Below are 12,355 nucleotides of genomic sequence, written 5' to 3' on the forward strand. Positions count from 1 at the left end.
ATCTATTATATAACAGCCGCCCGTGTAGAGAACAACCACTGGTCGATGACGAACACCGAGCCGAGCCCCGACGACGAGCAGCCGCGTGTCCTCCACGTCACCACCGACGAGGCGGTCAGAGAGCGCGTCGTACGACAGTTCGCCGCCGAACAGCCGTCACTGGACGTCGTTCCGGTCACGACGGACACAGCGGCGGACCACCTCGGCGACGTCGACTGCGTGCTCTCCGACCACGCGCTCCCCGAAACGGACGGGCTGGCGTTGCTCAGAGCGGTTCGCACCACACATCCGGAGCTCCCGTTCGTGCTCTACACGGCCGCCGGGAGCGAGACCGTGGCGAGCGAGGCGATTTCCGCGGGCGTGACGGACTACGTCCAGCAGTCGGACGACCGCGAGCACGTCGCGCTGCTCGCCCGGCGCGTGTGGAACCTGGCGACCAGGTACCGCACGACCCGGACGGTCGACGCCCAGGAGCGGCGCTTCCGAAAGCTCGTCGAACAGTCGTCGGACGTGGTCTCGATCGTCGACGCGAACGGCGTGTTCCAGTACGTCTCGCCCGCGTCCCGTCACGTCTTCGGCTACGATCCCGAGGAGCTCGTCGGCGAGGTCGGCTTCCAGTATCTGCATCCCGACGACGTCGAGTACGTGGCGGAGACGCTCGCCCGGGCGATCGCCGACCCGACCGCCCGGCCCGTCATCACCTTCCGATTCGACCATCCGGAGAAGGGATGGATCGTCCTCGAGAACACCGGCCGCAACCTCATCGCCGACCCCGACATCGCGGGGTTCGTCATCAACTCCCACGACGTGACGGGACGCGTCGAGCGCGCGACGCAACTCGAACGCCAGCGCGACCGACTCGCGGAGTTCGCCAGCGTCGTCTCACACGACCTGCGCAACCCGCTGACGGTCGCCAGCGGCAATCTCTCGCTGATCGAGGCGACGGAGGACGTCTCTCACGCCGTCGACGTGCGGCTCGCGCTCGAGCGGATGGAGGCGATCATCGACGACCTCCTGACGCTCGCCCGCGAGGGGGAGGACCTGACCGACCTCTCGGCCGTCCCGCTGGCGCAGGTCGCCGAAGCCGCCTGGCAGTCGGTCGACACGAAAGCGGCCCGGCTCGTGGTCGAGACCGACACGGTCGTCATGGCCGACGCCGGGCGGCTCCGCCAGCTCCTCGAGAACCTCTTCTCGAACGCCATCACCCATGCCGGGCCAACGGCGCTCGTCCACGTCGTCGACGTACTGGACGGATGTGGGTTCGCGGTCAGCGACGACGGGCCCGGAATCGACGACGGCCTCGACGGGATCTTCGACTACGGCGTCTCCTCGTCGCCGACCCGGACGGGGTTCGGCCTCGCCATCGTCCGCCGCGTCGCGGACGCCCACGGCTGGACGATCACCGTGACGCGCGGGGCAGACGGTGGCGCCCGGTTCGAGTTTCGCGACATCGAACGACCCGGAGACGCCAGCGAACCGACGTCGAACGACTCCGACCCCGGGGAGAACGCGGTCGTGGCCGACGACGCCGTGACCACCGACTGAGTACCGCAGCCGTGAGTCGCCGGCATCGCTCTCGCCGGATCGACCGGCCTCGTTAGAACTCGGTTCCCGTTTTGAAGACGAGTCCGGGGTCGATGCGACTGGCACGGGTAAGTGTAGATCGGTGGTGTCCGGGGCGTGACCGAGCGCCGCACTGACGATCGTCACCGCGGTGTGTGCCGATCGTCGCGGTGAGGAACCGGAACAACGACGAGATATTCGAGGGAATCGTCCGTGACGTGTCCAGGGTGACGAGCGACGGGGCGAGACACTGATACGAGACGGTGAGCCAGGTACACCGGCACGAGGAGACACGCCGATCCGTGTGCCCGTGCACGACCCGAGACGGCGACCGCGTGCCCCCGACACCGCCGAAGAGGTACTCTCGAAACGAGAGACTACTTCCGGCGAATCCGGCAGGTCTGAACGTACCGACCCGGGCGTCACGACGCCAGTGCGTCCGATGCGTTACACGAATAACGATGTAACGTCCTGCGTCTGCGAACCGGCCTCAGATGTCGGTGACGCGCCGGTAGTCGTCGTCGAGCGCCTGGGCGTCCTCGGGGAGGAGTGCGACGACGAGGTTGTCGGCGAACGACGCGAAGTAGTCGATGAGTGCGGCGATCCGGTTCGAGTCGATCGCCTCCAGCGAGTCGACGAGTAAGAACGGACACGTCTCGTACACCTCGTGGACCAGATAGCCCGCCAGCGCGAACACGAGCCCCGTTACCTCCCGTTCGCTCTCGGAGAGGTGGTCGACGGTGTCCTCGTACGCAGAGCCCTCGTCGGTCGTTCGGACGATGTGGAGGTCGAAGACGGTCTTTTCCACCCGACGCCGCCCCTCGCGGACCGTGGTCTCCGTGCGCTCGATCCAGATGCGGTCGATGTTCTCGTACTCGAGGAGCGAGAGCACCTCGTCCATGTGTTCGTTGAACTCCTCGACGGCCTCGCGCTCGATGCGGTCGATGCGGGTCCGCAGTTCGGCGAGTTCCTCCGTCACGGCTTCCCGGTCGTCTTCGATCTCGTCGCGTTCGGCGAGGCTGCGCTCGATCTCCTCGATCTCGGCTTCGACCTCGCGTTTCTCGTCCCGCAGCCGGTCGAGTTCGAACTCGCGGCGGTTCACCTCCTTGTGGTGGTCGAGCACCTCGCTGTACGTCTCGTCCTCCAGCGACTCGACCTCCGCTTCGAGGTCGGTGACGCGCTCTTGGAGTTCGTCCCGGCGTTCCTGGAGTCGTTCGACCTTCTCCTCGCGGCGTTCGATCTCGTCCGTGACGCTCTGCAGCCGCCGTTCGAGCTGGTCGTGCTCCCGGACGGCGGACTGGATCTCGTCGCGTCGGGACTGTTCCGCCGAGATGTCCTGTTTCAGCGACCGCCGCTCCGACATCTTCTCCTGTCGGAGGTCGCGGAGTCGGTCGAGCGTCGTCTCGATCTGTTCGCGCTCGACGTCCGTCCCGCAGGTCCAGCAGACCACCGAGGTGTCGGCGAGCAGGCCATCGGTGACGGAGCCGTCGTCGTCGCGGAGCGCGTGGGCGATCTCCTCGTTGGTCCCCTCCAGCATCTCCTCGTTGAACTGGATGACGCTCTGGAGCTGTTTGACCGTCGAGTCGAGCTGCTGGCGGCGCTCTCGGAGCCGGTCGAGCTCCGCCTCGATCGCCGTGACGTCGCTGGAGTCGGTCCCCTCTGCCGCCTCGAGCTCCGACTCGAGGTCGTCGCGGTCGGCCCGAAGGGAGTCGAGACTCTCGCGCTCGGTCTCGATGTCGTAGCGGACCGACTCGAGGTCGTCGCGTGTGTCCCCGAGCGCTTCGAGCTTCTCGTCGAGGGCGTTCTTCTCCTCGCGTGACCGCTGGACACTCGTGTCCGCCGTCTCGAGTTCCTCGCGCGCAGCCGCGAGTTCGGCCTCTGCCTCCTCGATCCGCGTCTCGAGTTTCGTCCGTCGCTCCTCCAGCTGGGGGAGCGAGTCGGCGAGCGTATCGAGCTGGTCGAGCTCGTCGTCCAGGTCGCGTTTCTCTCGCTCGAGCCGATCGATCTCGGCGTTGATCGCCGTGGTGTCGACCGGCCGCATGATGAGTTCGCGGAGGTCGTCGCCCCGGGCGACCGCCCGGCGCGCCTCGTTCGATTCCAGGAGGAACGCGAACAGGTCGGCGAGTTCGGGATCGTCGAGGAACGGGTCGCCACCGGTCTGTACCGTCGTCCCCGTCCGCGTGAGCGTCCGGCTGTACGTCTCGTTGTCGATGGTGAGGTCGACGCGGCCGGCGTCGGCGTCACCCTTCAGCGAGACGTGCTCGCTTCCGAGTGCGGCCATCAGGGCCTGGAGGAACGAGGTTCGATTCGTCGCGTTCCTGCCCGCGAGGACCGAGACGCCCGGCCGAAGCGTGACCTCGGATTCGGAGATCCCACCGACGTTCTCGACGCGGACGTCGATGGCGAGGTCTGTATCCGGCGTCTGTGCTGAGGTCATCGAATGATCATTGCCCGCGCCATACATAAGCGTTCATGACCATAACGAGAGTTATGTCGTCCTCCTGCACGGGTTCCGCCCGGACGTCGGTGAGCGCGACAGTTCGACGCCGGTGAGCGCGACGCTCACGCCGTGTCGGACTCGCAGTCGCAGCCACCGCGCTCGATGAGTTCGACCGCCTCGTACTGCGAGCCACAGTCGCTGCAGTACACCTGGACGTCGGTCAACACCTCGAAGTCGCCGACCGTGACGTCGCCTGCGTTCGACAGTCGGGTGAGCCCGCTCTCCGTCACGACGGAGATGCGGCCCTGGAGCCGACGAATGGTCTGTGTTTCCTTCTCGATCCGAGACACCTCCTCGGTCTCGAGTTCGGCACCGCGGTGTTCGCGGAGGTAGGTGTGGATCGCCTGGTGGGAGACGAAGTCGGATTCGACGCTGTCGAGGTCGACACCGCCGCGCTCGAGCTGGCGGCGGACCTCGGTCCGCATCCCGGGGCTGACGTCGTCGCCCCGGAGGAGTCGGTACGTGTTCTCCACCTCGCCGTCGAGCGGGCTCGCTCCCGCCTCGTCGAGGGCGGTCCGGAGGACGGCCCGGTTGAACCGATCGGCGAGACTCCGCAGGCTCTCGCGGTCGCCCGTCGCCCCCGTCCACCGGCGTTCCAACTCGTCGCCCAGTCCCTCGAGACCGTAGGCCTCGAGGACACGTTCGACCTTCCCGCGTGGCCCCGGTGCGGTCTCCGTGTCGTCTGCATCGCTCATACCCGTCATACAACCCCCCGATACTCTTGGGTGTACCGACTCGCCCAAGGTGGGCGCCGCGACCCATTCGAGATGTCCCGCACGACCCGTCCACGGACCGACGGATCGGTGGTGAGCTGCGGACATATGTCCTTAGATTTAAGAGGGCGCGCGACGCCGTGTCCGTATGGGTAAACTGGAGAACGTCGATCCGTCGATGCTCCGAGCGGCGCTCGCCGACGCGACCGACGCGAAGGCGACGAAGCGCCTCATGGTGGCGCTGGACTACCTCGATGGGGCTCCGGTGGACGAACTGAGCGATCGGTACGGGATCCCCCGGTCGACGGTCTACTACTGGCTCTCGCGCTTCGAGGAGCGCCCGCTCGAGGAGGCGATCACCGACGAAGACCGGCCCGGACGGCCGCGAGAACTGGACCGGTCGGTGCTCCGGGACGTCGTGGAGGCGGGACCGACACCGTACGGAATCGACCGCGAGGAGTGGACACCACCCACGCTCAGGGACGTCCTCGACCGCGAGTTCGACGTCTCGTACTCCGAGGGGCACGTCCGTCGACTCCTCGGAGAACTCTCCGAGTGAGTCGTCGGAGCGAGTACAAAAACAACTGTCTGCCACACCGTGGCCGTGGACCGGCACGGACGTCACCCGGGCCGATCGCGTCGAACCCGACTGCCGGACACCGTCTGCCGTCTCAGGGGTGGAGACACCGTGGACTCGACACCGGATTCGAGCGTCGCCGAGTCACGGCACACGATACGTTTTATCCCTGGAGAGTAGTGGCAAGAACATGACAGCAGGGACGTTCGGTCACCTCGGTCCCGAGACGCTCGCACTGTTCACGGATCGGTACGAGCTCTCGATGATGCAGGGGTACGTAAACCAGGGACACACGCCCGACGCGACGTTCAGCCTCTTCTTTCGGTCCCTCCCGGACGACCGAGGCTACCTCGTCGCGGCGGGGCTCGAACAGGTCGTCGCGGCCGTCGAGGAACTCTCGTTCGGTGACCGCGCGCTCGCGTACCTCGAGCGGACGGGCTTCGACGACGACTTCCTCGACTACCTGGCGGGGTTCGAGTTCGGCGGCGAGATCAGAGCCGTGCCCGAGGGGACGGTCGTCTTCCCGGACGAGCCCATCGTCGAGGTGACGGGGTCGCTCGTCGAGGCGCAACTCCTCGAGACGCTCGTGCTCAACCAGGTGGGGTTCCAGAGCCTGGTGGCGACGAAGGCCGCGCGCATGCGCGACGTCGTCGAGCGGTACGGCGACGAGCAGACGCTGGTCGACTTCGGTTCGCGCCGGGCCCACGGTGTCGACGCCGGGCTGAAGGCCGCCCGCGCGGCGTACGTCGGCGGCTTCGACGGCACCTCGAACGTCGCGGCGGGCGAGGCGTTCGGGATCCCCACGTACGGGACGATGGCGCACTCGTGGGTACAGAGCTTCCCGACCGAGCGCGAGGCGTTCGAGACGTTCCTCGCCGAGTACGGCGACGACAGCACGCTCCTCATAGACACGTACGACACGGTCGGCGGGGCCGAACTCGCGAAGGAGGTGGCGGCCGACATGGGCGTCGATCTCCGGGGAGTCAGACTCGACTCGGGCGACCTGGTCGCACTGTCGAAGGCGGTCGACGAGATCCTCCCCGACGTCGATCAGTTCATCTCCAGCGGGATGGACGAGTACGCCATCAGGGAGTTCCTCACGAGCGGCGGCGTCGGCGCGGGCTTCGGCCCGGGCACCGCACTCACCACCAGCGAGGACGCGCCGGCGCTCGACATCGTCTACAAGCTGGTCGCCGTCGAACGCGACGGGGAGATGCGACCGAGCATGAAGCTCTCGTCGGGGAAAGTAACGTACCCCGGTGGGAAGCGCGTCGGGCGCGTCGAACAGGGAGGGACTTTCGTCCGCGACGTGCTCGGTCGGCGCGACGAGGAGGTCGACGGCCGCGACATCCTCGAGACGGTCGTCGTGGACGGCGACGTCGTCTCCGACCGCCCGTCGCTCGACGCGATCCGGGCGGTCACCCGACGCAACGTGCGGGCGCTCCCCGACGGCGTCCGCGCGATCGATGATCCGGAGAGGTACGAGGTGTCGGTCAGCGACGCACTCGCGGCCGAGACCGACGCGCTCCGCGAACGGCTCGAGTCGCGGGCGATCTGACTCTGTCCCCCGGACGTCGTCCGACTGTCGCGCGGCCGTGGCGGACCCGACGAGCGATCCAGGTCCGTGCGTCTCCCGGTAGTAACAAATATGAATCTTCACGAGAAACCGAACGTATGGCGCGGTCCGAAGACGGGGTGTGGCGAACGCTCGCCCGCATCTACGTCTCCGTCTTCGCCTGTGGGCTCTTCGTCCCGACGACCGCGGCGGTGCCGGTGCTCTTCGGCGTCGACTCCCTCTTCGTGACGCTCGTCTTCGGAGGCGTCGGTGTCGGCGTCGCCGCCGGCGCGACGTTCTTCGCCGGCGCACGACTGGATACCGCGGTCGACTCCCTCTCGCTGTCGGACGATCTCGACGATTCTGATCCGCCGATACCCGCCGGATCGAGCGGAGAGTGAACGGTCGGGAGACGAGAGGCGACCGTCGGGACGGTCGAATGGAAGTACGTAAGTGACTCGTGGGTGAAGTGACGCGCATGTCGGGCGCCGTCGCGGAACTCGCGCAGGTGGTGTTCACGAGGCGGAACGCGCTGACTGTCGCCGTGATGGCCGCCCTCGCGGTCGTCGGCATGGCGCTCCCGGACGGGACGCTCAGCTACGCGGCGTACCTCGCGCTGTTCTCCGTGTGGATGATCGGCTTCGTGCTGACCGTCGTCGACCTCCTCCGCTTACGATCCCGGTAAGCTCATCGACGTCCCCGGATTCGATCCCGATCGTGACCGGACGCCGTCGAGTCCACAGACACGACCCGGACGCGGGTGAGAGCCGGACTCGACGCGCCGGGAGCGGAGAGCGGCCTGCGGAGGTTGCGAATGTACTCAGCTGACAAACGGCGGCTACCGGAGAAGGGTGTCGAGGGGGCGGCGTTTCCGTTACGGTCGCCGACGGCGACCGCGAGCTGGCTTTCGAGTGGGGGGAGTCCCCGGTGTCCCGTCGTCTCACAGGCGTCGTGGACGACGACCGGGGCACATCTGTTCCCGTTCGCGCCCGAGACGATCTCCGAAGAACGGTACGACGCGTGGCTCGCGGGCCGGCTCGCCCCACGATGTCATCGTATGTGCACATATAGTTGTATAAACGAGAACTTGAGTATCATAGAGATTATACTAAGATACGGATGAGCGCGTCGATTCGAGAGCCGAGGCGTGTCCCGCCGCTCGCGATCGCGAGCTCATCACGGCGGGTCACGGCTACCGACAGATTCGGCCGCTGGTAGCGGTCTCCGTGGTGATCTACCGCGACGCGACCGAATGGAGCGTATCGGCGAGCCCGTCGACCTCGACGATGCTGGTCGTACCCGTTCGTCGTGTCGTCTGTCCCTCTCGAGACGTGCCAGTACCCGCAGAACCGGCGCCGACGGTCGGTCTTCGTGGGATCCGAGAGCGCGGCGGCGGCGTACCCACGAGCGAGCGATCCCGGACGGATGCCGAAAACCGAATCGTCCGTGTCGGCACGTCGACGTTCGTTATATCAGAAAGTATAAAACGTAAAGAATACAATTATTTTGTAGAATCCGGAGGGTACCGACGTCGTCCCTCACACGCCCCGCTGCTCGACCACGGGAGAGGCGAGCGGTGTCGCCGGACGTGTCCCCTCACACCCAGCCGTCGCTACTGGAGGTGAACACGGTCGTGCCCGGACCGCGGCCGGGGTAGCTGAGGAGCAGGCCCTCGGCCGCTTCGGTGACGACCATCCCGAGCGTGCCGGCGGGATCGAACGCAACGTTCGTCGGATCCCGACCCGGGACGTCGATCCGCTCCTCGATGGTACCGTCGGGGCCGATCACTCGGATCTCGCCGGAGCCGAAGACGGCTACGTACAGTCGTCCATCAGCACCGAACGCCATCCCGTCCGGTCCCACGGGACCGCCGATCTCACACCAGATCTCGCGGTCGGTCCACTCGAAGTGTTCGCTATCCCAGGTTCCTTTCCAGAGCCTGTGACTGACCGTCTCCGCGACGATCAGTTCGTCCCCGTCCGCGTCGAACGCCAGTCCGTTGGGGAAGTACAGTCCCTCACCGATCGTGGTGAGCGTGCCGTCGGGGCGGAGACAACAGACGTAGCCGATCGGCTCGTAGCGAGAGCCACCGGGACACGTGAAGACGAGCGAACCCGACGGTCCGAACACCAGATCGTTCGGCGCACGGAGCGGTTCGCCAGCTCTCGTGCCCACGACCGTCTCCCAGTCGAGTGTCTCGGGATCGAACCGTCTGACCGCGTTCTGGTCACCGTCACAGACGAGGGCTCGTCCCTCCTCGTCGAAGACGATGGCGCTCGGACTCCCGTCCGTCGGATGCTGCCGGAGTCCAGCGGCGGTCCGGTGGACGAGTCGTCCACCGTCTACCTCCGTGCACCAGAGATCTCCCTCGGGGTCGAACGCAGGCCCCTCGCCGAACTCGAGCGTGTCAGTGAGTACGTCTGGCATGTCGTCGTGAACACCGACGTTCCATCCGTGGAGAACCGATTAGTACGTTTCGCAACCGGAGAGCGAACTCCAGCCGGCTCGTCGCGGCAGGTCTGCCCCGTCCACACTGTCCGGGGTCCGTCCAGCGACACGGACTGGGCTGCGCCGCACGGCGAGTCGAGAGAGCCCGTCGGTCACCCAAAGCATTATACATACTTCGAGTATCTACAGACCATGGCTGCCGAAAACCTAGCCCAGGTGCTCCAGTCGGCGGACAACGTCGCGAAGATGTTCCGGAACAACGACCTCTCGTGGCAACCGTACGTCTTCCGCGAGGAGTACACGAACTGGATCGAGGAACAGCGGGCGGTGCGCGAGAGCGTCGCCGTCGTCGACCAGTCGTACCACATGGAGATCCTCCAGATCGAGGGGCCGGACGCGGTCGACCTGCTGGATCACCTCAGTGTGAACAGCTTCGAGAAGATGCGGAACGAGGCACCACCGCAGGCGATCAACTACCTGACCTGTAACCCGGACGGCTACGTGATCGGGGACGTCATCGTCTTCTACACGGGAGAGGACACGTTCACGTCGGTCGGCTCTGAGTGGATCAACAACTGGATCCGCTACAACGGGGAAACCGGCGACTACGACGTGAGTATGGACGTCCCGTACAGCCCGTTCGGCGACGAGGAACCTCCCGAGTTCAGGTTCCAGGTGCAGGGGCCGGACGCGCTCTCCGTCATGGAGGAAGTCGTCGACGGTCCCCTCCCGGAGATCCCGTTCTTCAAGATGGACACCGTCGAGATCGACGGGGTCGAGACGTTCGCGCTCAGCCACGGGATGGCGGCGATGCCGGGGCTCGAGATCTTCGGCCCGCACGAACACCACGACGACGTCCTCGACAAGATCTTCGCGGCGGGCGAGGAGTACGGGATCCGTCAGCTGGGGACGAAAGCCTACAAGACCGGAAAGATCGGCTCCGGCTGGTTCGTCGCGGCCGTGCCGGCGATCTACGAACACGAGGAGTTGAGCGACTACCGCGAGTGGCTGGGTGCCGACAGCATGGAGGCGAACCTGTCGGTCGGCGGGAGCTACGCCTCCGACGACATCACCGACTACTACATGACCCCGATGGAGCAGGGGAAGGGCCACCTGATCGACTTCGACCACGAGTTCGTCGGCAGGGACGCGCTGGCGGAGATGGCCGACGAGCCACACCGCGAACGGGTGACGCTCGTGTGGGACGCCGAGGACGTCGTCGACGTCTACGCGTCGCTCTTCCGCGAGGGCGAGACGAACAAGTACATCAATCTCCCCGACGTGGCCACCCAGTGGTCGGTCTCGCACTACGACGCGGTGTACAAGGACGGCGAGGTGGTCGGACTGTCGAAGTATCCGGGCTACCTCTACTACACGCGGGAGATGCTCTCCCTCGCGACGATCGATCCCGAGTACAGCGAGCCGGGGACCGAGGTGACGTTCGTCTGGGGTGACGAGACGGAGAAGCGGCGCGTCGAGCGGCACGAACCGGTCGAGATCGGCGCGACGGTCGCGCCCGCACCGTACGTCCAGGGCGGTCGTGTGAACGACTAGCCGCCCGGGTCGTGATCGGTTCCTGACGACTTCTCGGTCGTGGTTCCACGCGCGAGTCCGATTGATTCTCTCCGCGTCGTCGAGACGAGTGAGAACTGGTTCCTCGTTGCCCTCGCAGCGGTGTTCCTGACGAGACGAGGAGCTGCTGACGTACCGACTGACCGTTCGCACGCAGCGACCGCCGACTGTTCCGTGCACCCGGTCTCCGTCTCTCGACCCTGATCCGACACGACTGCCCTCGACGCCCGACGCCGAGCTGTCGGAGCGTTCGGTATCACTGAACGCGAGACGGGGGCCACGCGTTCCCGTCCGTTTCGGCAGGCTGGTGACTTACAGCACTATGTCTGTAACGGACCGCTCGAACCTGCAGTTCCACGGGTGAATCTCGGTCGGCGGGCAGTTCGACTGGGCTGAACAGAGACGATCAGGATCGATTTGTGAGACGATTGTCACCGAACGACCGGTCGAATGGGACAATGTGAACACGTGTCACACAATACGTCCTTGTAGTGTGCGTTTCAGTGAACCAGTCTGACATGGCTCTCGCCACTCTCGACCGGCGAATTCCACCGTCTGACACGTCGAACACGCCTGATTCGGGATCGAAATGAAAGACGACTGATAAGTTCGGTCATACGAAACGGGGTGTGGATCGAGGTCGATACCGAGTTACAGCTCCCGGATATTGATCTCGATCTCGTTGGTGGCACCGAGGATGAGGTTCGTCAGGTTCTCGCTCTGGTTCTCTCCGGTCAGACGGTGGGCGGGCCCGCCGATGCTGATCGCGCCCAGGACCTCGTCGTCGCTGCCGACTATCGGCGACGCGATCGCGTGGACGCCCTTCGCGCTCTCCTGTCGGTTGAACGCGACGCCCGACTCCCGGACCGTGGCGAGTTCGGCCGCCAGCGTCTCGCGATCCGTGATCGTGTTCTCCGTCCGTCGTTCGAGCCCGTGTCGATCGACGATCTCGTCGACACGCGCCTCGGGGAGATGTGCGAGGATCGCCTTTCCCGCGGCGAGACAGTGCAGGGGTTTCCGCTGTCCCGGGTACTCACGGGTCTTGATCGACTGGCGGCCCGACGAGCCGTAGATGTAGACGGCCTCGCCGTGTTCCTCGACGAGACACCAGATCTGTTCGCCGGTGGTTTCGGCCAGATCGTCGACCTTCTCTTGGGCGACCTCGAACAGCGCGTGTTCCAGCCGAGCCGCCAGTCCGTAGTCGAGAAAGCGCAGTCCGAGCCGGTAGCCCTCGTCGGTACGGGTGACGAAGTCCTCCCGTTCGAGCGTCACCAGGTGGTTGTAGATCGTGCTCTTCGCCACGTCGAGGTCGGCCGCCAGTTCCGCCAGCGTGATCGTTCCCCGCGCACGGACGAGAGCGAGGATCGAGAACAGCGTCTGATCCGATTTCACCAGCGCGGGTGAATCTTTCGCGTGCATGGCGGGAA

At 65.9% G+C, this 12,355-nt stretch carries 10 protein-coding genes; 6 read left to right on the forward strand and 4 right to left on the reverse strand.

The genetic code is table 11. The features are described from left to right. Positions 1–45 precede the first annotated feature (45 nt). Positions 46–1,545, forward strand: coding sequence for a hybrid sensor histidine kinase/response regulator (locus tag FZP69_RS16030; protein WP_152042389.1), 1,500 nt, complete (start codon positions 46–48; stop codon positions 1,543–1,545). Between the two features lie 508 nt (positions 1,546–2,053). Here FZP69_RS16030 and FZP69_RS16035 read toward each other — a convergent pair. After that, on the reverse strand, positions 2,054–4,000 hold the full coding sequence (locus FZP69_RS16035; RefSeq protein WP_152042390.1) for an archaea-specific SMC-related protein: 1,947 nt from the start codon (positions 3,998–4,000) through the stop codon (positions 2,054–2,056). 125 nt (positions 4,001–4,125) lie between these two features. After that, positions 4,126–4,758 (reverse strand): rod-determining factor RdfA, encoded by a 633-nt coding sequence (gene rdfA / locus FZP69_RS16040; protein WP_152042391.1) that lies wholly within the window; start codon positions 4,756–4,758, stop codon positions 4,126–4,128. 166 nt (positions 4,759–4,924) lie between these two features. Here rdfA and FZP69_RS16045 point away from each other — a divergent pair, with 166 nt between their 5' ends. From FZP69_RS16045 to FZP69_RS16060, 4 genes are all read left to right on the forward strand, one after another. Then, a complete protein-coding gene (locus FZP69_RS16045; RefSeq protein ID WP_152042392.1) occupies positions 4,925–5,335 on the forward strand; it encodes a helix-turn-helix domain-containing protein in 411 nt (136 codons plus the stop codon). 208 nt (positions 5,336–5,543) lie between these two features. Next, entirely contained in the window at positions 5,544–6,911 is a 1,368-nt protein-coding gene (locus FZP69_RS16050) for a nicotinate phosphoribosyltransferase (protein WP_152042393.1), read from the forward strand. A 116-nt stretch (positions 6,912–7,027) separates the two neighbouring features. Then, a complete protein-coding gene (locus FZP69_RS16055; protein ID WP_152042394.1) occupies positions 7,028–7,309 on the forward strand; it encodes a hypothetical protein in 282 nt (93 codons plus the stop codon). A gap of 77 nt (positions 7,310–7,386) precedes the next feature. Then, on the forward strand, positions 7,387–7,593 hold the full coding sequence (locus FZP69_RS16060; protein WP_152042395.1) for a hypothetical protein: 207 nt from the start codon (positions 7,387–7,389) through the stop codon (positions 7,591–7,593). Between the two features lie 911 nt (positions 7,594–8,504). Here the strand turns inward: FZP69_RS16060 and FZP69_RS16070 are convergent. After that, entirely contained in the window at positions 8,505–9,335 is an 831-nt protein-coding gene (locus FZP69_RS16070; protein WP_152042397.1) for an SMP-30/gluconolactonase/LRE family protein, read from the reverse strand. 213 nt (positions 9,336–9,548) lie between these two features. Here FZP69_RS16070 and FZP69_RS16075 point away from each other — a divergent pair, with 213 nt between their 5' ends. Beyond that, positions 9,549–10,910, forward strand: a complete 1,362-nt coding sequence (locus FZP69_RS16075) for an aminomethyltransferase family protein (RefSeq protein ID WP_152042398.1) — start codon at positions 9,549–9,551, stop codon at positions 10,908–10,910. A gap of 669 nt (positions 10,911–11,579) precedes the next feature. Here FZP69_RS16075 and FZP69_RS16080 read toward each other — a convergent pair. Continuing rightward, positions 11,580–12,347: an IclR family transcriptional regulator gene (locus FZP69_RS16080; protein WP_152042399.1), complete on the reverse strand. Its 768-nt coding sequence runs from the start codon at positions 12,345–12,347 to the stop codon at positions 11,580–11,582. Positions 12,348–12,355 lie beyond the last annotated feature (8 nt).

It is taken from the genome of Salinigranum salinum, from assembly GCF_009176545.1.
GTDB lineage: Archaea > Halobacteriota > Halobacteria > Halobacteriales > Haloferacaceae > Salinigranum > Salinigranum salinum.